Origin of the sequence: Nitrospira sp., from assembly GCA_005116745.1 — a bacterium.
GTDB lineage: Bacteria > Nitrospirota > Nitrospiria > Nitrospirales > Nitrospiraceae > Nitrospira_D.
In genome coordinates this window covers 98,941-119,997 of sequence record SWDS01000006.1, presented here as the reverse complement: position 1 = coordinate 119,997, position 21,057 = coordinate 98,941, and the positions used below count along the sequence as shown (strand labels likewise).

Sequence of the window (21,057 nt, the reverse complement as noted above, 5' to 3'; positions counted from 1 at the left end):
CTCTATGAAAATACGTATTGGGCGAGATGAGTTATTGACGGGACTTCAGCGGGTCCAAGGTGTCGTGGAGAAACGAAATACGATGCCGATTCTGTCCAATATCTTGTTGGAAGCCAAGCAGGATGGGGTGGAAATTGTCGCGACCGACCTCGAAATTGGATTGCGAGGTCTCTACAAGGGAACCGTTCTCTCGACTGGTGGTGTCACCATCTCAGCCAGAAAATTATACGAGATCGTCAAAGAGTTACCCCCTGGCGACATCGAACTGACGTCGACGGATAACAACTGGACGACCATCCAAGCCGGGAAGAGCCAATTCAAAGTCGTCGGCCTTCCCAGCAGCGAATATCCTGCACTGCCGACCATCGAGCGCGAGGGATTGACACCGCTCTCAGGAGAGGGCCTTCTGGAATTGATCCGGAAGACACTATTTGCCGCCGGGGATAACGATGCTCGATATATCTTGAACGGCCTCTTGGTCACTCTCGTTGCGACCGACAAAAAAACCTCGTTGCGATTAGTCGGCACAGATGGCCATCGTTTGGCAGTGGCGGAGCAAGAAGTCGGAAAAGCCGGTAATAAAGGTGTGCCACAGGAAATGAAAGCCATCATACCGAAGAAGGCGGCGCATGAAATCCGCCGTCTTTTGGAGGAGGGCGTAGATACCGAACCGCTCATCGGTTTTTCGAAAAACCTCATGATTTTCCGAAAGAGCGGGTTGCTGCTGACCTCTCGGTTGATGGAAGGCAACTACCCGAACTACCAACAAGTCATCCCAAAAGAAAGCGGCAAGAAGATCAGCGTCAGTCGAAGTGAATTGGAGAGCGCGCTACGTCGGGTGTCGGTACTGGCCAAGGATAAAGCTAGCGCGGTAAAGGTTTCTTTCGCATCCGATAAGATGACCTTGTTTTCCAGCAGTCCGGATTACGGGGAAGCCACGGAAGAATTGCCAGCCCACTATGAAGGAGAGGCCATCCAGACGGGATTCAATGCCCGTTACCTGTTGGATGTCTTCAGCGTGATGGATGGGGAAACCCTCTCGCTTCAGATGGACACTCCGCTCAGTCCCTGTCTGATTCAGGAACCGGAAAGCCCGGGGTTCAAATGTGTGGTCATGCCCATTAAGATTTAGCGGGATGATCGTGAAAAAGTCCGCCGGCATCGTACTCGTATCCCAGGAACAAACAAAGCGAACCCCATTTCGCAACAGACGGTTAGGAAACGGATGACCACAGACGACTCTTCCCAGCCCAAATCAGACAGCTACAGCGCCGATCAGATCAAAGTCCTTGAGGGCCTCGATGCCGTCCGAAAGCGGCCGGCGATGTACATTGGGAGTACGGGCGTCGATGGACTCCACCACCTCGTCTATGAAGTCGTGGACAACAGTGTCGACGAACATATGGCGGGGTTTGGCGAGGCCATTGAGGTCATGATCCATATCGACGGAAGTGTGACGGTCATCGACAACGGGCGAGGCATTCCAACCGGCATGCACTCCACGCAAAAAAAGTCCGCCGCCGAAGTGGCATTGACGGTCCTTCATGCAGGCGGCAAGTTTGAGCAGGGAGCCTATACGGTCTCCGGCGGCTTACACGGAGTCGGTATCTCCGTTGTGAATGCCTTGTCGGAGTGGCTCGAACTGGAGATCTGGCAGGATGGGCAAGTGTTCGAACAGCGCTATGCACGTGGGAAGCCAGATGCTCCACTCAGCGCAACCGGGAAAACAAAACGCCGAGGGACTCAAGTTCGGTTCAAACCGGACAGCCAAATATTTGAGACGCTGGAGTTTAGTTTTGACGTGTTGGCCCAGCGGCTCCGCGAGCTCGCTTTTTTAAATAAGGGCCTGGCCATTACCCTGAGGGATGAGCGGAAAGAACCAGCAAAAGAGCAAGTGTTCTTGTACAAGGGCGGCATCATGTCTTTCGTTGAGCACCTCAACGAAGCCAAAACACCGCTGCATAAGCCGATCTACGTCAAGGTCGAGAAGCCAGAAATGGTTCTGGAAGTGGCGCTCCAGTACAATGACAGCTACGCGGAAAACCTGTTCTCGTTCGCCAATAATATCAATACAAAGGAAGGCGGTACGCATTTAGTCGGATTCAAGGCGGCCCTCACCAGGACGATCAACACCTACGCCAATGCCAACGATCTCTTCAAGAAAGAAACCGAATCTCTAACAGGAGACGATGTGAGGGAGGGGCTGACGGCAGTGGTCAGCGTCAAGGTGCGCAATCCGCAATTTGAGGGTCAGACGAAGGCGAAGCTTGGGAACAGCGAGGTGAAAGGCGTGGTCGAGGCCGCTGTCAACGAGGCCTTGGGAAATTATTTCGAGGAAAATCCTCCCGTCGCTCGCAAGATCATCGGCAAGGCCATCGACGCGGCCCGCGCTCGCGAAGCGGCGCGGAAAGCCAAGGATCTGATCCGGCGAAAGAGTGCGCTCGACGGCGGCTCATTGCCCGGGAAGTTGGCTGATTGTTCGGAAAAAGATCCGGCCTTGAGCGAACTCTACATCGTGGAGGGTGATTCAGCCGGCGGATCCGCGAAACAAGGGCGTGATCGCAAGTTCCAAGCGATCCTGCCCTTGAAAGGGAAGATCTTGAACGTCGAAAAGGCGCGTTTCGACAAGATGCTCTCCAGCGATGAGATCCGGACCCTCATCATGGCACTGGGGACCGGCATCGGTCGCAGGCGCGAAGAGAGCGACAAGCCGGAGAAAGATGCATTCGACATCGCCAAGGCCCGCTATCATAAGATTATTCTCATGACCGATGCCGATGTGGACGGCAGCCACATCCGAACCTTGCTCTTGACGTTCTTTTTCCGGCAGATGCCCGAGCTGATCGAAAGGGGGTATATCTATATCGCGCAGCCGCCGCTGTTCAAAGTGAAGAAAGGCAAGACGGAACGGTATCTCAAAGATGAAGGGTTATTGAACGAATACCTAGCCGATCTGGCGGTTGAAGATGTCGAACTGTATCTGGAAGGGGCGCAAGGGTATGTGACCGGACGTCGGCTGTTGCCGATTCTGAAGAAAATGATTGCCTTTGAAACCTTGCTCGGTCGGCTCAATAAGAAGTCCCACGAAGCCGCGATGCTCCGTGCATTTGTCGACGAACCAGGGCTCGATCGCGAGCGTCTTAAGGATCGAACAGCACTGCAACGATCGGTCGAGAACGTCAAGGCATCGCTGGCTGTGGTATTCCCAAAAGTAATGCCGGAGTTCGAGGTGCTGCATGATGAAGAACATCAATCAAATAAGGTGGTCTGCCGGCTGCATGCAAACGGCGTCACTCATGAACTGTGTGTGACACATGAACTCGTCGGTTCCGCGGACTTTCGTGAACTACAGAAACTGACTCCGTCGGTTGTTGGGTTAGGACGCCCTCCGTACAAGCTCAAGGCCAAAGGGCAAGAACATCACCATCGGGCGACCGATGAGTTAGTGAAGGCGATCTTGGATATGGGGAAGCAGGGGCTCAACATCCAGCGCTACAAAGGGCTCGGCGAGATGAACCCGGGGCAGCTCTGGGAAACAACCATGAATCCTGAAATGCGTACGCTTTTGCGCGTGACGCTTGAAGACCTCACCGGCGTCGATGAAATCTTTACGATCTTGATGGGCGATGAAGTCGAACCGCGCCGGAATTTCATTCAAACGCATGCCCTCGAAGTGAGAAACTTGGACGTATGACGTGATTCACTCATCGTGAATCACAAGAGAACACACCGAATACATCCTTACGTTTCACATTATCAGGAGTAACGATTAATGAGGAAATATGCCCCCTGATGAGCGCTTAGGCCACATCGCGATAGAAGACGAGATGAAGTCGTCATACCTCGATTATGCGATGAGCGTCATCGTAGGACGCGCATTGCCCGATGTCCGCGATGGGCTCAAGCCGGTCCATCGCCGCATCCTGTTCGGTATGAACGAAATGGGCCTTGCCTCCAATCGGACCTACCGCAAGTCAGCCAAGATCGTGGGTGAGATCATGGGCAACTATCATCCCCACGGTGATACGGCCATTTACGATACCCTCGTGCGGATGGCGCAGAACTTCAACATGCGTTATCCCCTCGTCGACGGCCAAGGCAACTATGGATCGATGGATGGCGATTCAGCGGCCGCGATGCGCTACACCGAAGCGCGCATGACCAAACTCGCCGAAGAGATGCTGGCCGACATCGACAAGGAAACCGTCGACTTCGGTCCGAACTACGACGAATCGAGACAGGAGCCACTGGTATTGCCGAGCAGGGTGCCGAATCTCCTCATTAACGGAGCGGGCGGCATCGCGGTCGGCTATGCCACGAATATCCCGACGCACAACATTGCTGAGATCATCGATGGATTGCTTCTGCTGTTGGAGAATCAAGACGTCACGATCGCCCAGTTGATGAAAAAGATCCCGGGGCCTGATTTTCCAACGGCTGGGTTCATCTACGGCATGAGCGGGATCAAGGCAGCGTACGAGACCGGTCGGGGTCTCTTGAAGTTGCGGGCAAAAGTCGTGGTAGAGATCGATGAACGCACCGAGCGTGAACGGCTCCTTGTGACGGAGATTCCGTATCAAGTCAACAAGGTGTCGTTGATCAAAAAAATTGCCGAGCTGGTTCAGGAGGACCGGATCAAAGGCATCTCCGATTTGCGAGATGAGTCATCGGACCGTGAGGGGGTCCGGGTGGTCATCGAGCTCAAGCGAGGTGAAATCCCGCTGGTCGTGTTGAATAATCTGTACAAACACACCCCTCTTGAAACAACCTTCGGCGTTATTATGTTGGCGCTGGTCAACAATCGTCCGGAAGTCCTGAATCTCAAACAAATTCTGCATCATTTCCTCGATCACCGACGGGAAGTCGTCGTCCGCCGCACCGCCTACGAGTTGCGCAAGGCGGAAGAGCGGGCGCATATCCTCGAAGGGCTCAAGATCGCACTCGACAATCTCGATGCCGTGATCGCTCTCATACGTCGGTCGCAATCGCCGGACGAAGCACGGGCTGGGTTGATGCGCGAGTTTGGCCTTACCGAAATCCAGGCTAGTGCGATCCTTGACATGCGGCTCCAGCGCTTAACGCAGCTTGAGCGGACGAAACTCGTCGAAGAGTACCAAGACGTGCTGAGGCAGATCGAGTATTTGAAGTCCATCCTCGCCAACCGGGAACTGGTCCAGACGATCATTAAGGACGAGCTGACCGAAATTCGGGAAGCGTATAAGGACGAGCGACGGACACAGATCGTCAAGGAAGAGGCGGAAATCACTCTGGAAGATCTGATTGCAGCAGAAGAAGTGATCGTCACGATCTCTCATGCCGGATATATCAAACGAAATGCCGTGTCGCTCTATCGTGCCCAGCGACGAGGAGGAAAAGGCAAGATCGGCATGGGGATCAAGGAGGAAGATTTCGTCGTGAATCTCTTCACGGCCTCCACGCATGATTCACTGCTCTTTTTCACGGATGCCGGCAAGGTGTATTGGTTAAAGGTCCATGAAATTCCTGAGGCCAGCCGTGCTGCAAAGGGCAAAGCGCTCGTCAATCTGCTCGCGCTGTCGAGTAATGAAAAGGTCACGGCCACATTGCCGGTGAAAGAGTTCAGGGACGACCGGTATATTGTGATGGGCACCAAGAAGGGCATCATCAAAAAGACGGAACTGTCCGCGTTCAGCAATCCACGGCAAGGCGGGATCATCGCCTTGGGACTTGAGAGCGGCGATAAGCTGATCAGTGTTCAACTGACCGATGGACAGCGGGAAATTCTTCTCGGGACACGGCAGGGCCTCACCATTCGATTCAAAGAAGAAGAGGTGAGATCCATGGGCCGGACGGCGTATGGGGTGAAAGGGATCACCCTCGAAGAGGGAAATGAAGTTATCGGCATGGAAACCATCACCCCGGATTCCACGACATCCATTTTGACCGTCACGGAAGGTGGCTACGGCAAACGAACACCTGTGGGTGAATACCGTATCCAGGGTCGTGGCGGCAAAGGCATCATCAGCGTCAAGACGACGGAGCGAAACGGTCTGGCGGTGGGATTTCTTCAAGTACGAGATGACGACCAAATCATGTTGATGGCGGCGCAAGGGAAGGTACTCCGTTGCAAAGTTGATGATATCCGTGAGATTGGCCGGAATACTCAAGGTGTCCGCATTCTCGATCTCGACGGTGAAGGAGATCGAGTGGTGGGCGTCGCCAGATTGGCGGAAGTGATCGAACGAGAGGACGCGGGTTCGGAAGACACCCCCGAAGCCTAATTCCACCGAGCCGTGTAGTTGTTCCATGCACGAGGAAGCGACTTCTCCTATGTCTCCGTCTTCCTCCGGTCCCACAACCAAGAAGCCGATGGATATCGTCGTCAAGATCGCACTGAGCGTCTTTGTGGGATCTTTCGCCTTGATCTGGGGGGGTATGTACCTCAGCCGCCCCGATCGATCGATTCCTCCCTATACGGTCGGTGCACAATCAAGCCAGATCGTCACCACGGACGTTCCCCGCGGAACCTCCAATGAGGAGATCGAATCGCTGGTGAAGCGTTTTCGAAAGGTCGGCCACCAAACGCACGATTTCGCTCCCATGAAGATCCACCCCACCACTCCAGGCGATCCCAGTGGTTGGTATAGACAGATCACGATTTACGTGTTCGACGACCACGGTTGGACCGATCCAGAGGTGCTGGCGAAGTATCTGGCTGGGGATGCGACAGTCATCAACGACTATGAACGGCACATGCGCGGGTATTATCGATTGCAGGATCAGGAAGAAGAGGGAGGCGTAGGACCTATCCCTATGAATGGCCACATCTCCAACAACACACGGATCCTCTTCAAGGGACGCGTGACGGACTCTTTGCCGGTGGAGGAGGAGCCTGCACAAGGTAAGCCGATATCACCTTTCTAAAGTGCTCACGGAGCGCAGGATCTTGAATGACAGTGGTATGTGAGCACACCTCAGCTGAAGATTCTCCTGGCTGAGGTGACCCAAGATCGGTGGTGAGAGGTGCGGAAGACGCCTCCGACGAGGCGGGAAGCTCTCCGACCCGACCCGCAATGTCGGCCACACACTCGGTCCCGAACTCTGCCTGCAGCTTCGTTAAGAGCGCCGGCTTGAGGAACGTCAACTGTTGGAGCCAGACGGAATTTCTGACGACGAGGTAGAGCTTCTTGAAGCGAATCTGAGCCGGCCAGGTATGAGACGCCATGGGTTCGCCCACGAGCTCATGCCAACGACGCTGCAAGCGAAGTTCCAGCAGTCGTGATTCAAGGCCAAGCCGCTTGGAAAGACCGGACAGGATGCTCCCAAAGGAATCGAGTGTGCGAGGGCCAGCCATGTGGCATCATAGGCGGTAGCGGAGAAATAGATCAAGGCGTCGGTGTCGAGTTATGGCTAAAGAAACAGAAGATCAGGGGAAGGTCGTGGCTACCAATCGGAAGGCCTACCACGATTATTTTATCGAAGAAAAGTTCGAGGCCGGAATTGTGCTCAAGGGCACCGAGGTGAAATCACTTCGGGACAAGCGAGTGAACTTACAAGACAGTTATGCGGACGTCAAAGAGGGCGAGGTTTTTCTCCATCATTGCCATATTAGTCCCTATAGTCACGGCAACATGATGAACCACGACCCGATCAGGACCCGCAAATTGCTCCTGCATCGAAAGGAGATCAACAAGCTCCTGGGGAAAACCCAGCAGAAGGGCCTTACGCTGATCCCGCTCCGCATTTATTTTTCTGAGCGGGGCCAGGTCAAGGTCGAACTGGGGTTAGCCAAAGGGAAGAAACAGCATGATCGTCGAGAATCGATCAAAGCTCGGGAAGCTGGCAGAGAAGTGGAACGAGCGATCAAAGAACGAAAGTAGGGTGGAAATTCCATCTTTGGTCAACGCGCGTTGACGATCAAGAATCCCCTCCGCTTTCACCCTAACGAACTCGGCCGACACAACCTGGAAATCGTACCACGCCCAGCCCATGGGTGGCGGATGCCATAGACGGTGTGGGCAGCTGTGTCGGTATGAGCGGCTGCTCGGTGTCTTACCTCGAAGGAGCAACGGCCTCCTCTTCTCTAGTCGAGAGAGGAGACGGTTCTCCTTAACTATTCACGGTCAAGATATACGGCCTTATACATCACTCCAAGAACAGCAGTCAGGGCGAGCAACGCAAAGAATATCGTCATCATGGATCTTCACCTCCTTTCACCTGATGAAAAGTATAGCTCTCGACTATGAAGGGTCTGTGATGAAATTATGAAGAAGTCTTCATGATTCGGCGACCGAAACACGTGCCAGCTGATCGGCGAGTGACACCAGTAAGTGATGAATATCGTGAAACTATTGGAAGACGAACTGCCCGAACAATGAGGCCGTGTCTAGAAAGCCGTAGATCTCACGCAGGGACTAACTTGTAGGATGATGAGGGCGTTACCAGACTGCATGACCAGTCTGATCGGGATCTGCGAACTAACAAGGGCTCAGGGTGAGACCGAACCAGACGCCTGTGATGTTGCAGGTCTGACTAACCGAGATCACAGCATGACTCACAGACCATGTGGAAACCACTTCCTCTGTCGGGGGCGAGCATGAGTCACAAGTGCGTACGTGACTGGCAAGCATGACCCTCTCTGCCCAGCCCCCGTCTCCAGCAGGTCACTCCACAGCATCATCCGAGTGGGATCACCGGCTCGAAAGTTGCAGCATCGCGTATAACACTCCGAATATGGCGGCCAATAAGAACACTTCGATAAAGGAAATCATGATTGTTGTTCACCCCCTTTCGCTTTCCTACCTATATATGCCACCAAGATGAAGCTTCCATGAGGGGATCGTGAAGAGTTCTTCATGATGTGTGCCCCCTTCTACGCTGGTGACAAGGGTCAGATCACCACAATACGACCCACGGCAAACAACCCTAGAGCTTGTGGGATCTATTGACTCAGATTGTGTGGCGAGAGGGCCAAGATTTTAAAAGGCTTAGGCGAGCGCCTTTTGCTGGGCGAGGGCCGGGAGACGCAGTGTGAAGACGGAACCTTTGTTCACTTCGCTCGTGACGGATATGCTCCCGCCGTGGGCTTCCATGATTTCCTTCACGATAGGAAGTCCAAGCCCGGTACCAGCGGAATCTTTCGCCCTGGCCCAATCGGTGCGGTAGAATCGCTCGAACAGATGGGGAATATTCTCGGGTTCGATTCCGTGGCCTGTGTCTTCGACCGCCACTGTCACATCGTGACCAACGGCCTGTAGGCGGATGGTCACGGCTCCACCGGATGGAGTGTACCGCAGCGCATTGTCGAGTAAATTGATCAATGCTTGTTTGAGCCACTGAGCATCGCCGAGTACGACGGGAATCGGTTGGGATTCAAACCGCAAGGTGATCTGACGGTCATCCGCCAATAGCATCAACTCATCCACGAGGTCTTGAATCAGAGGTTCCACGGCGAGCGGGAGGAGATTGACCGGAGGTTTACTACTAGTGAATTTCGCGAGCGTCAAGAGTGGACGAGTCAAGGCGATGAGCCGATCCACTTGCTGGAGATTGTTGAGTAACACTTCATGATATTCTTCCGGGGTCCTCGCTTTCATAAGCGCCACTTCCAGGTTTCCCTGCAGGATGGTCAGAGGGGTCTTCATCTCATGGGCGGCGATCTCGCAGAAGTTCCGTTGGACCTCGCTACTGCGTTGGAACTGATCCAAGACGGAGTTGACCGCCTGGGTGAGTCGCCGAAATTCTCGATAGGGTGAATCCATCGCCAGGCGCTTCCCCAGATCGGTTTCCGACATCGTTTCGGCGCCCGTGCACAACGCGTCGATTGGGGCCAACACCTTCTTTGCCAACCAGAGGCTGCCGACCCAGGCGACAAGCAGCGTCGCTCCGGACCCGAGGGCGAGCAGAAACACAAGGCCATTCAGAGTTTCCCGGTAATGAAGCAGCGAGGTTTGTGCCTGCAGAACATACCGCAGTTGGCCGTCTTGTACGGTAGACAGATATACGTGTCGAGCCGGGACACTGGTCGAGTCAACCGTTTCAAACACCGTGTGGTCACGCTCGACTCGTTGAAGCACGTCAGCTGGAATTGAAGGTGGCGCTGCTGTGTTGGAACTTGTCCAGATGAGCCGACCGTCTGGAGAAAACACTTGAAGAGAATGCGGCACTTCCGGAAGCTCATAGGAATGCCGCACGTCGGCGGTCAGTGCGCCGCCCTGAGCCCTTCGCGTGAGTATTTCGGGGTGCTGCTCCACGATCTGGGCAAGCGTCTCTGCCAACGCGAAGAGTTGTCCATCCACAAAACGATGCAGCAGAACCTCGCTCACCGCGTACACGAGCGCGGAAAACAAGATGAGTCCTGCCATCAAGACGAAGGCGGACCAACTGATCAAACTGCGTAGAGATTTCATGCCGATGAGTCCGGCTCCTCAAGCATGTACCCTGCGCCGCGGACTGTTGCGATCAAAGGCGGAGAAAAATCCCGGTCGATCTTCGCACGCAAGGCTCGAATATGAGCGTCGACGATGTTCGTCATGGGGTCATAGCTGATATCCCACACATGTTCAATGATCGCGGTTCGCGTAAGCACACGGTTCTTGTTTCGCAAGAGAAACTCAAGCAGGGCGTACTCTTTATTTGTCAGAGCGATTTCTTGTCCTGCCCGCCAGACACGATGAGAAGCCGGATCCAGCTTTAGATCTGCTGCTTGGAGATGGACCAGTGGTTGCTGACTTCCTCGGCGCAAGAGGGCCCGGATTTGAGCCAGCAGTTCCACGAACGCGAACGGTTTCGGCAGAAATTGGTCTGCGCCGGTATCAAACCCCGACACCTTGTCCTCCACCGTGTTGCGCGCGGTCAGAAGCAACACCGGAGTCATGAATCCCTTGTCTCGAACACGGCGGCAGAGGGTGAGGCCGTCAAGCTTGGGGAGCATAATGTCCAAGATCAGCAGATCGTACGCGTTACCCAACGCCAATGCCAAGCCTTCTTCACCGTCGGCGGCCACGTCCACCACATAGTGCTCCTCTTTCAATCCTCTTCTGATGAATTGAGCCAGATCGGCGTCGTCTTCAACGAGCAGAATTCTCATGGTATTCGACGTCCCTTGGTATCAGCAGTCTTAAGAGAGACAGCGTGAGGATCCGTGGCCGCAATCTGTGTCACTTTGCTATTATGACATTACTCAACCGATGGGTCACTCTACCGTGATAGGTGGGACATTGTCGGATTACCGGAGCTGGTCCGTACAGTGCTCGGGTGAGACGTCCTGTTACTGAGGACGTGCGACCTTTGTTCAATATGAACCCGAGCGCAGTTGACAAAGACGTCTAGACGTCTTATTGTCTAACGTCGTGTACAAATTGACCATAAAGCAGAAGCGACGTCCTGGAGAAGTACGAGACGCAATTCTTTCAGTTCTCACAGCCAGACCGAGCGGTGCCTCGCTCCAAACAATTGAACAGCACGTTGCGGATCTCATTGGCAATTCAGCTCGATCAAGCGTTCGATCTTACTTAAGGCTGAATACGCCATCGATCTTCGTCCGTACAGCCAGAGGGTATTATGGATTGACAACACCAACGAACGTGTGGGCGAATAAGGTCTCCGAATCACGTCCCGACTACTGGAGGAGTTTCACGTTCGGAAGAGCCATGGCTCTTGAGACGGACTGCTTCAATTGGTTGCGGGACCAACAGCCAAACACCGTACACGCCGTTTTAACCGATCCCCCCTACGGCCTGTTTGAATATACCTCTGAACAGCAGGAGAAATTACGGAAAGGAAAGGGAGGAGTCTGGCGCATCCCTCCTTCGTTTGACGGAGTTCAGCGATCTCCCCTTCCCCGGTTCACGGTTCTCTCTCAACAAGACCTTCGGTCTCTTGAGTTGTTTTTCCATGAATGGGCACGGTTGCTTATCCCTGTTTTGGTGCCGGGAGCCAATGTTGTTGTTGCGACGAACCCCCTCCTCTCATACGTGGTCGCAGGCGCACTGGCGAAGGCTGGGCTAGAAAGGAGGGGAGAGATCGTTCGTTTGGTGATGACCATGCGAGGAGGCGATAGACCGAAAGCTGCTCACGAGGAATTTCCTGATATCAGTGTGATGCCGCGTTCTATGTGGGAGCCGTGGCTGGTTTTCCGTAAGCCTCTGGAAGGTAGAGTGCAGGACAATCTAAGGAAGTGGAGAACAGGTGGATTCCGAAGACCTTCTTTGAATAAACCGTTCGGAGATGTCATTCCATCCTCGCCGACTCATAAATCCGAACGGCTGATGGCTCCCCACCCCAGCCTCAAGCCTCAGCAATTCCTGCGCACGTTAGTTCGTGGCGTGCTTCCGCTTGGAGAAGGGGTTATTCTCGATCCATTCTGTGGAGCAGGATCGACACTTGCCGCAGCTGAAGCGGTGGGATATGCCAGTATCGGGATTGAAAAGGACCCGCACTATTTTGAGATGGCAAGGAAAGCATTGCCAAGATTGGCAGCGTTCAAAAACGGGGACAATCACTTGCTGCGCTTGTAAATCCAATTCCTCCTTAACTTTTCGATCCCGCTCTTGTGCAAGGTCGCTGTTCGAGTACCTAATTCGCCTCGTTGATTCTTGCGGAAGTCATCCCTGGTGACTTGCCCAATGTATATCTCAGTAATCGTCATCGGTTGCCTATCTCTGGCGGGCTCAGTGGTGTTATCAACCTCATAGACGAATACGCACATCCATTGATCCCTGGCTCCATGGGTATCAACCGCCCCACCCGCCTTGCGGGTTGTCTTAATTTCAACGCCTTCTGATCCGGCCTTGACTTTGTTATCGGGATACACGCCGTTTACGACTAAGTCTGGATGGCCGTTGTGATAAAGATTGACCGTAAGGCTTCGGGAGTGTTTGGCAAGGCTCGAAGTGAGCATGTCCGACAATACTCCGGACATGATTGCGGCTCTAAGCATATCATCCAGGCGGTGAAGGCCGCGGTCAATAAGGCCAAGATTTACGTCGTAGAAAAAGTCGTAGATATCTTGCATTGCCATCTCGAAGTCCTTCAGGCGGAGACTATAGGGTAGCTTGGCAGTCCGGTTGAAGTAGCGAGATTCGACCTTATTACGTGATAAGGGCATATGTTCTCTCCGCAATATTCTCAAAGAGAGCGGGCAACTCAGGATCCACGACGTGGTGTTTTTTCGTGCTGGATACTTCGCACATTTGGAGACAAATGATGCTGGTGTAGATCAACAGAGAACGCTTTTGCAGTCCGTGACCACCAGGTTGGTTGCTTTTTCGTCAACATCGAGGTCGATGGTCAGCCAGGCGATTCCGACCGCTCGTTCATCCTGGTGGGCGCCACCGCTTCCCTCAAGAAGGCTGACGACATAATAGCGGCCGGCAGGAACTTTCGTGAACCAAAAATGACCGGTTGGATTGGCTCTCGTCGTGCGAAGATAGGGAATCAGTTTCTTATCGGTCAGCAGTTGGGCCATCACCTCACGAAGGCATTCCACAGGCGACCCATGAGGTACAGGACTTTCTGGGGACGATGCTCCGCTCTTTGATGGGCACGAGTTCTCTCGCACATGTTTGTCGAACCAATAGCGAGTAGAGGAAGCCATTGGAATCAGGTAGATCGAGGCCCCCGCCTGAGTCACGGCTTTTCCAGAGGATGCCCGCAAGAATATCTGTCCGGCGGCACTTCCCCGGCCTTTTGCCCTGTAGGCGAAAAGCTCTTTCTCGTTGAAGGTTGGTGGGTTCGATGAGCCCGACACCACTGCCTGTGCTGGCGCCACGTGGACGCTGCAGATCAGCAATAGACAGATGAACCAGCACGTGAGTCGTCTGTCACGCCAGGTCATGTCGAGAGAGCTGAGGCTGTGGCGGATTCGTCTGGTTCGGTTGGAGCCTGGACGGCTTTGTGCTTGAGGGCGCGACCCTTGTCAGGAGTTGGATCGATGACCAGACCATACACTTCTCGGCCTTCATGGCCTTCCGGTAGATATTCTGTAATGGGCATCCCGTCTTCGCGAACGAACAGGAGGCAGTGACAGTACTTATAGATTTGCATCTCATCGCACGCGCAGATCCACCGTCTGAGCTTGGCTTCAGCTTCTTTGTCCTTATAAAAGTTACAGGGGCAGAGCGGTTTCCCGAGTTCGTCGATATGAGACGCTAATCCCTTCACCACCGCCTCCGTCACGGCAGGGTTGGGATGCATCATGGTTCCGCTTTTCTCGGCAAACCCTTGTATGAACTTTCGTATCTTCTCGAGACTTTCCTGTGTCGGCTCAGCCATGGACCTTCTCCTCTCGAGCGACGATGGGAAGAACCGCTAGTTTACAAGGGTAATTCACTGCTTTACAATCCGTCCCTTCAGCTGATTTCATACCAAGTCATGACAGATATGTCGAGTCAACAGATCTTGCTGCAGCGGTTGGTCGGCGAGTTGAGTCTGGCGGTTGCAGAGCCGCTGGTGACCCGTTTGCCACAGGCCACTGGTAAACCGGATGCCGCGGCACAGGCGCTCACCTTGCTCGATGAACTCCAAGAGTTGTCTGAGAAATCTGCCACTGCGGCACTAGCCGCATTGCCTGAGCTTGACCAGCGGGCTGGTCTCGCGCACACGCTACTCTGGCTTGATCTGGGTGTTGTCCTGACACAATCCTCAGGCGCATCTGCCCTCAAATATTTCAAGGATAGTCCCATGGTTCTCGGGCTGATTGAACCAGTCGATGCACGCACCGAGGTTCTGACAATCGGTCTGGAAATCGCTGAGCAGGATGCCAATGTCGCGCTTGAATACATTCGATGTGCCCCGCAGATTCTAAGCACCGTCGCCCCGAACCAATTGCGCTCATGGCTCGATATCGGTATTGAACTGACCGAGATCAATGTCGTCGTCGGCCTTGAGTTCATCCGACAGATCTCCAAGCTGGCCCCTGTGCTGCCTTTGGAAAGTGTGAGGGATTGGGCCACCTTGGGCATGAAATTGATTATACCGAATAGCCTCGGGAAGCCAGACTACGTGGCGACCATGGAGTATCTCAGAACCAGCCCGGCCATTCTTCGAAACATCGAACACCCGGCCATTCGAGAAAAGGTCGTGTCCCTGTGCCTTGTGTTAGCTGAACATTCTCCCGAGTCGAGCATGACGTGGCTCGCAGAATCACCCGACCTCTTGGGAATGTTGCCGTCACTGGAATGGCGCATCCGGCTCTTGCGGTACGGCGCGTTGCTTGCTGAAAGGCATGCTGACGTGACACTCGAGTACCTGCGTCGTGCCCCCGAACTTGTCCAACTCATCGGACATGGACCCGACGCGTTCACGAGATTTGAGAATTGGTTTAAGGCTGGGATGGAAGTCGCGGCCTACAGCCCAGACGGCGCACGTGCCTATTTTTCGATGGAGTCCAGAAAGGCACTGGTTTCGGTCGAACTCGCCTTGAGTGGGGTGCCGTTTCGGCAGGTCGCGCGACGAGTGAAACTGTTCGTCCAGGGACTCTGTGGAACCGATGTCGCCGTGACGGCGATTCCTGATTCTGTGACGTCCCCAGCCCGTGCGACGGTCAGCGGAGACGGGAGTACCATTTCGTTGCCGGCGCTACTCCGTCGGTATCCGACGGCTGCGGAAAACGAGCGTCTCTATCTCGTGATGGCGGCTCATGAAGCTGGGCACTTGGAATTCGGCACGTATCGACTCAGGCTCGAATCCCTGGCTGATTTGGTTGAAACCGTGCCACAGCGTTATGGTCGAACCAATGCAGTGCGACCCGATACGCTGGCTGCTCTGTTTCAGCTCTATCCGAACCCCGCCCTGGTGCGAGATCTCTGGATCGTGCTGGAAGATATGCGGATCGAATTCTTGCTGCAAACCGAGTACCCAGGACTTCGGTGTGATCTCGCTCGATTGGCAGAGGAATCCATTGCCCCACGTGATCCGGCTCAGGGGTTGACGGTACAGGAGTTGGTTGTTGACGGTCTCTTGAGACTCTCCACCGGTGAATCGGCGGATTCTGCGATTCCCAAGTCCGTCAAAGAAGAAGTGACGCTCCTTTGGAGCATGTGCGACTCCATTCTCAAAACCACATCGACAGCTGAGGAAGTAGTTCGTGTCGTCGATGCGGTCTACCTTCGTATGGAAGAGCTGCTGGCGGCTCGCGGTGAGATGATACTGGCAGAGAAACGCGAGGAGGAGCCGAAGGATGCGGAAGCGGGACAGGCAAAACCGGAGCAGCCAGGCGACCAATACCGCGCAGTGACTGATGTGGTCTATCGCGGTGAGATGAATCCGGAGTTCATCACGTGGAGTCAGGAACAGTTGGACCAGCAACACAAGCCTCCAACAGAATCGGACCGTTCGCTGGAAGAAAAGGTGCGGAACGGGGACCACGAATCCGGAAGCCAAGACATGTTACGCGAAGGGCGATCATTGCCGTCGGTTGTTGAAGAATGCCTGACCCTTGAGGTCGATGCCCAAGAGATACAGGAAAAAATGGCTCATGGCGAACGAGCCATTCTCTACCCTGAATGGGACTATCGGATTGAGGATTACCGGATGAATTGGTGTCGTGTGGTGGAACGGCCAGCGGACTCCGGGTCCGACGACTTCGTCACGGAGACGTTGGTTTCCCAGCAGAGTACCGTCAAGTCGCTGCGCCGATTTTTTGAAGGCTTGCGTCCTCCAGCCTTCCGCCGCATGGCGGGGCAACCTGATGGGGAAGAGGTGGATCTCGATGCCGTGGTCCGACGAGCAGGGGAACAGCGGGCAGGCATGGAAGGCGACGATCGGCTCTACATCCGACGGGAAAAGCGAGAGCGCGACGTAGCAGTAGTGTTCCTCATTGATATCAGTGGATCAACCAGCCGAGACCTCGGAACCGGTCGGCGGGTGATCGACATTGAGAAGGAAGGTCTGGTACTCCTGTGTGAAGCGCTGGATGCCGTTGGTGATCAGTATGGACTTTATGCCTACTCGGGCCAAGGACGAGGGAGGGTCGAGTTTCTCACGATCAAAGACTTCGACGACCGACTCGGGGCGGCAACGGCTCATCGGCTTGGTGGATTGGCTCCTCGTCATCAGAATCGAGACGGGGCGGCGATCCGGCATGCCACGGCGAAGCTGGTGGCGCGGGAAGCGAAGAACCGCGTCCTCGTGCTGTTGAGCGACGGAAGACCATTGGATGATCAGTACAAGGATGAATACTCGTTGGAAGATACGAAAGCGGCACTCCGGGAGGCACGACAACGGGGAGTCGAGACCTTTTGCGTCACGATCGACCGGGAAGCGGAGACCTATCTGCATCGCATGTATGCAGAGGCGCGGTACTGCGTCATTCATAGTGTCGAAGCCCTTCCAACCAAGCTACCGCTCATTTACAGGCAATTGACAGCCTAACTCCATCAAGCGTATGACCAACTCGACAGAAAAGCCGACGGTTCCCCCCTGGGTGTATAAGCTCTTCACGGGGCATCAGTATCCCTATGTCCGTCGCTTAGCCAAGTTTGGACAGGTGGTGAAGCCCGGCGAAGATCGTGCGGAGCCGACGAAGGAGATGATCGAAGCCAAGTTCTGGGACGTCTATCCTCGTTGCCGAGTGAAGGTGCTGCAGGAAGTCAAGGAAGGGATGATCGTGGTCTTTCATGACTTGGCTGAGTATCCTCCGGGTGGCTTTCAGGCACTGGTCGACAATCCGGAAGAGTTTCTGGCAACAACATTCGGCAAGAAGAAGATCAAGGTCAATTTCTATGACGAAGATAATTTCATCTGCACGATCAACTTTAAAGTTGCGGGCTGGACGGAGCATGGACATTAAGCTAGGACTGAGGACGAAGTGCTGAGGGCTGAGACGCCAAACTCAAACGGCTTAGTCCTCGGCTCTCAGTCCTCGATACTTGATATGAGGTGATGATGGAACGGACGAAAGTGACGGTAGTTGGTGCGGGGAACGTCGGGGGAACGACGGCGCAGCGGTTGGCTGAGAAGAATCTCTACGACGTGGTCTTGGTCGATATTGCCCAAGGGGTTCCACAGGGCAAGGCGCTCGATATTTCACAGGCGGGGCCAGTCTGTGGGTACAGCACGCAGGTGGTCGGCACCAATGCCTATACGGAAACCGCGGGATCATCGATCGCCGTGATCACGTCTGGCATGCCGAGAAAGCCGGGCATGAGTCGCGACGAGTTGTTGGCGACGAATGCGAAAATCGTCAAATCTGTTGTCTCGGAATTAGTCTCTCGCTCTCCGGATATTATCCTGATCCTTGTGACCAACCCCTTGGACGCCATGGTCCATGTGGCGCGTTCCGTCAGTGGTTTGCCGAAATCGAGAATCATCGGCATGGCGGGTGTGTTGGACTCGGCGAGAATGCGGACCTTCATTGCTGCTGAACTCAACGTACCGGCTACGGAGGTCCAGGCCATGGTGTTGGGCGGACACGGCGATACAATGGTGCCGCTGCCGCGCTATACCACTGTGAGGGGCAGGCCGGTGTCGGAACTGATGTCGAAAGAGAAACTCGACGCCATCGTCAAACGAACACGGGATGGTGGAGCTGAAATCGTCGGTCTCTTGAAAACGGGCAGTGCTTTCTATGCTCCATCCGCTTCGGCGGTGGCGATGGTTGAATCGATACAGAAAGACGAGAAGCAGGTCATGCCTTGCGCGGTCTTGTGTGATGGGGAGTACGGACTGAAGGACGTCGTCGTCGGCGTGCCAGTGAAGATCGGCCGAGGCGGGGCCGAGCAGATTCTGGAGTATGAACTGACGAGTGATGAGCGGGCGGCGTTGGACACGTCGGCCAACGCGGTGCGGGAACTCTGTCGTACCGTGGATCGGCTGATGGCCTAAGGAACCTCCTTTACGATCATCTCACGTGCCTCTGGGCGGCCGGCGTCGTGCCGACGAAGGTCATTCGTGCGCTTGACATTCGAAGAAACACTGCAGTACAGACAATAGGTTAGACAGTTAACCGTTCAGAGGAGAGAGCAATGAAATTTCTTGAAAGTCCGATGCAGACGATGGGAGTGGGATTTGTTCTCACCATCGTATTGGTAGGGATATATTTGGGTTTAACCGGCATTAGTGCGGGTGAAGGCGACTGGGGCCAGATGATCCTTCGCTGGGTGCACTTCCTGGCTGGGATCACTTGGATCGGGCTCTTGTATTTCTTCAACTTGATCAATGCCTCGTTCTTGAAAAGCCTAGATGGGCCGACTAAGAATGTCGTGATCCCGAAGTTGATGCCGGCTGCCCTCAATTGGTTCCGGCATGGAGCCACTGTCACCGTGGTGGCAGGGGTGTTGCTGTATGGTCACATGTACCACAAGGGCGGGACCGGTGCCGTGGCCCTGGCAATCGGTGGGTTGCTCGGTATCATCATGATGGGCAACGTCCACGGCATTATCTGGCCAAACCAGAAAAAGATCATTGCCGCCGTCACTGCGGCCGCGCAGGGGACTCCCGCGCCACCTGAGATGGCGCAATGGGGACGGACCGCCTTGCTAGCTTCTCGCGTGAATTTTATGCTCTCGATTCCCATGCTGTTTTTCATGGGAGCTGGAAGCCATTTCAGATAGCACTCGTACCTTTCTTTGGCCGGTGGGGATTGCCCTACCGGCCATGTTTTGCATCACGGCCTTATTTCTTCTGCCCCTCTATACCCAGCCTCTGAGTAGGTCTCCTAGTCCTAACTGATTGAGATTCAGGCCCATTTCGGTTCGTTGCCTTGACGGATGAAGAGGTAGAGCCGTATAGTACAGCCTCAACCTTTAAGAGTCACTGACGTATCGCTATGCCTACGTTCGTAGAACCACGCCTTGTTCAACAGATGGAAGGGGCCCCTTGGGAAATTGAGGGGTATCTCAAAGTTGGTGGCTATGAGGCCTGGAAGCGCTGTGTCAAAGAATTGAAGGCCACTCAAGTCATTGACGAGCTCAAAAAAGCCGGTCTGCGGGGGCGAGGTGGTGCAGGATTTCCAACGGGAATCAAATGGGACAAGGTGCTGAACCATCGAGTCCCTGAACGGTATTTCGTGTGTAATGCTGGGGAGCACGAGCCGGGTACGTTCAAAGATCGCCACTTACTGAAAACGCTGCCGCATCAGTTGATCGAAGGCTGTCTGATCGCGTCCCACACGGTCAATGCGAAGGCGTCCTTCATCTATATCAATCATGAATATCACGAAGAACAGCAGAATCTGAAGAAGGCCATCACCCAAGCACGAGAGCGTGGGTTTATCGGGAAGAATGTGCTTGGCAGCGGGATCGACATTGAGCTGGAGATTTTTGACGGCCATGGAAGCTACGTCGCCGGCGAAGAGACAGCTATGCTCGAGTCGATGCAGGGTCGTCCGGCAATGCCGCGACAGAAGCCCCCATTCTATCCGACCGATTTCGGCCTCTATGGCAAGCCGACTCTGGTCAATAACGTGGAGACGCTCTGCAACATCCCTCGTATTCTCCATAAGGGTGCCTCGTGGTTTACGCAGGTCGGGACGGAGAAATGTCCAGGGACCATGATGTTCTCGCTGAGTGGATCGATCAATCGACCAGGTGTGTACGAGATGCCAATGGGCGTGACGATTCGAGATCTGATTGAACAATGCGGCGGTGGAGTGCCAAACGGCCGCAAGATCAAAGCCGTGTTTCCGGGTGGCCCAGCGTTTTCCATGGTAACAGCGGATCAGCTCGATATGCCTATGGATTTCGATTCGTTGAAAAAGGCTGGTACGGGGTTAGGATCGGCGGGTGTCATTGTTGTCGATGATGCGACCTGCATGGTGGCTAAGACGCTGCACTTTTCAAACTTTTTCAAGAACGAGAGTTGTGGCCAATGTCCTCCCTGTCGGATGGGAACCATAAACTTAGCCGCGCTGATGACGAAAATTGAAGCGGGACAGGGTACGCAAAAGGATCTCGATAGTATGTTGCAGCTCTGTGGCTTTGTGAAAGGGACTGGGTACTGCACGCTCGTGACCGGAGCCTCCGTCTTGGTGCAAAGTAGTTTGAAGCTGTTCCGTCACGAGTATGAAGAGCATATTCGGTTGCAACGGTGTCCTTATCAAGAAGTACCAGCCGGGATTGCTGTGCATTCCTAGGAGGG

17 protein-coding genes are annotated in these 21,057 nt (G+C 54.4%); 11 read left to right on the top strand and 6 right to left on the bottom strand.

Going from position 1 to position 21,057, the window contains the following annotated elements:
- Positions 1-4 precede the first annotated feature (4 nt).
- The 4 genes from dnaN to E8D52_06145 all read left to right on the top strand — a co-directional run bounded on the left by dnaN (position 5) and on the right by E8D52_06145 (position 6,903).
- Positions 5-1,132, top strand: a complete 1,128-nt coding sequence (gene dnaN, locus E8D52_06160; GenBank protein TKB68585.1) for a DNA polymerase III subunit beta — start codon at positions 5-7, stop codon at positions 1,130-1,132.
- 93 nt (positions 1,133-1,225) lie between these two features.
- Positions 1,226-3,694, top strand: a complete 2,469-nt coding sequence (gyrB, locus tag E8D52_06155) for a DNA topoisomerase (ATP-hydrolyzing) subunit B (GenBank protein TKB68584.1) — start codon at positions 1,226-1,228, stop codon at positions 3,692-3,694.
- Between the two features lie 88 nt (positions 3,695-3,782).
- Positions 3,783-6,260, top strand: a complete 2,478-nt coding sequence (gyrA, locus tag E8D52_06150; protein TKB68583.1) for a DNA gyrase subunit A — start codon at positions 3,783-3,785, stop codon at positions 6,258-6,260.
- Between the two features lie 49 nt (positions 6,261-6,309).
- Entirely contained in the window at positions 6,310-6,903 is a 594-nt protein-coding gene (locus tag E8D52_06145; GenBank protein TKB68582.1) for a hypothetical protein, read from the top strand.
- Here the strand turns inward: E8D52_06145 and E8D52_06140 are convergent.
- On the bottom strand, positions 6,830-7,333 hold the full coding sequence (locus E8D52_06140) for a DUF721 domain-containing protein (protein TKB68581.1): 504 nt from the start codon (positions 7,331-7,333) through the stop codon (positions 6,830-6,832). The genes E8D52_06145 and E8D52_06140 overlap by 74 nt on opposite strands.
- Positions 7,334-7,385: 52 nt before the next feature.
- Here E8D52_06140 and smpB point away from each other — a divergent pair, with 52 nt between their 5' ends.
- On the top strand, positions 7,386-7,859 hold the full coding sequence (smpB, locus tag E8D52_06135) for an SsrA-binding protein SmpB (GenBank protein ID TKB68580.1): 474 nt from the start codon (positions 7,386-7,388) through the stop codon (positions 7,857-7,859).
- A 1,107-nt stretch (positions 7,860-8,966) separates the two neighbouring features.
- Here the strand turns inward: smpB and E8D52_06130 are convergent.
- Positions 8,967-10,388, bottom strand: a complete 1,422-nt coding sequence (locus tag E8D52_06130) for a HAMP domain-containing protein (protein TKB68579.1) — start codon at positions 10,386-10,388, stop codon at positions 8,967-8,969.
- Positions 10,385-11,068 carry a response regulator transcription factor gene (locus E8D52_06125; protein ID TKB68578.1) on the bottom strand — a complete coding sequence of 228 codons (684 nt, stop codon included), beginning with the start codon at positions 11,066-11,068 and terminating at the stop codon, positions 10,385-10,387. Before E8D52_06125 ends, E8D52_06130 begins: the two co-directional genes overlap by 4 nt.
- Positions 11,069-11,630: 562 nt before the next feature.
- Between E8D52_06125 and E8D52_06120 the strand changes: the two genes are divergently transcribed.
- Positions 11,631-12,497 carry a site-specific DNA-methyltransferase gene (locus E8D52_06120; protein ID TKB68577.1) on the top strand — a complete coding sequence of 289 codons (867 nt, stop codon included), beginning with the start codon at positions 11,631-11,633 and terminating at the stop codon, positions 12,495-12,497.
- Here the strand turns inward: E8D52_06120 and E8D52_06115 are convergent.
- From E8D52_06115 to E8D52_06105, 3 genes are all read right to left on the bottom strand, one after another.
- The gene (locus E8D52_06115; GenBank protein TKB68576.1) at positions 12,479-13,087 is read right to left on the bottom strand and encodes a hypothetical protein; all 609 of its coding nucleotides are present in this window, start codon (positions 13,085-13,087) and stop codon (positions 12,479-12,481) included. The two genes, E8D52_06120 and E8D52_06115, sit on opposite strands and share 19 nt — an antisense overlap.
- Positions 13,088-13,198: 111 nt before the next feature.
- Positions 13,199-13,750: a hypothetical protein gene (locus E8D52_06110; protein ID TKB68575.1), complete on the bottom strand. Its 552-nt coding sequence runs from the start codon at positions 13,748-13,750 to the stop codon at positions 13,199-13,201.
- Positions 13,751-13,812: 62 nt separating this feature from the next.
- Positions 13,813-14,253 (bottom strand): ferredoxin:thioredoxin reductase, encoded by a 441-nt coding sequence (locus tag E8D52_06105; protein ID TKB68574.1) that lies wholly within the window; start codon positions 14,251-14,253, stop codon positions 13,813-13,815.
- Here E8D52_06105 and E8D52_06100 point away from each other — a divergent pair.
- The 5 genes from E8D52_06100 to nuoF all read left to right on the top strand — a co-directional run bounded on the left by E8D52_06100 (position 14,170) and on the right by nuoF (position 21,052).
- Positions 14,170-17,352 (top strand): VWA domain-containing protein, encoded by a 3,183-nt coding sequence (locus E8D52_06100; GenBank protein ID TKB68573.1) that lies wholly within the window; start codon positions 14,170-14,172, stop codon positions 17,350-17,352. The two genes, E8D52_06105 and E8D52_06100, sit on opposite strands and share 84 nt — an antisense overlap.
- A 13-nt stretch (positions 17,353-17,365) precedes the next feature.
- On the top strand, positions 17,366-17,770 hold the full coding sequence (locus tag E8D52_06095) for a hypothetical protein (GenBank protein TKB68572.1): 405 nt from the start codon (positions 17,366-17,368) through the stop codon (positions 17,768-17,770).
- 95 nt (positions 17,771-17,865) lie between these two features.
- Complete coding sequence (mdh, locus tag E8D52_06090) at positions 17,866-18,804, top strand: malate dehydrogenase (protein TKB69422.1); 939 nt, start codon at positions 17,866-17,868, stop codon at positions 18,802-18,804.
- Positions 18,805-18,974: 170 nt separating this feature from the next.
- Positions 18,975-19,532: a hypothetical protein gene (locus tag E8D52_06085; protein TKB69421.1), complete on the top strand. Its 558-nt coding sequence runs from the start codon at positions 18,975-18,977 to the stop codon at positions 19,530-19,532.
- Positions 19,533-19,747: 215 nt separating this feature from the next.
- Positions 19,748-21,052, top strand: a complete 1,305-nt coding sequence (gene nuoF, locus E8D52_06080) for an NADH-quinone oxidoreductase subunit NuoF (protein ID TKB68571.1) — start codon at positions 19,748-19,750, stop codon at positions 21,050-21,052.
- Positions 21,053-21,057 lie beyond the last annotated feature (5 nt).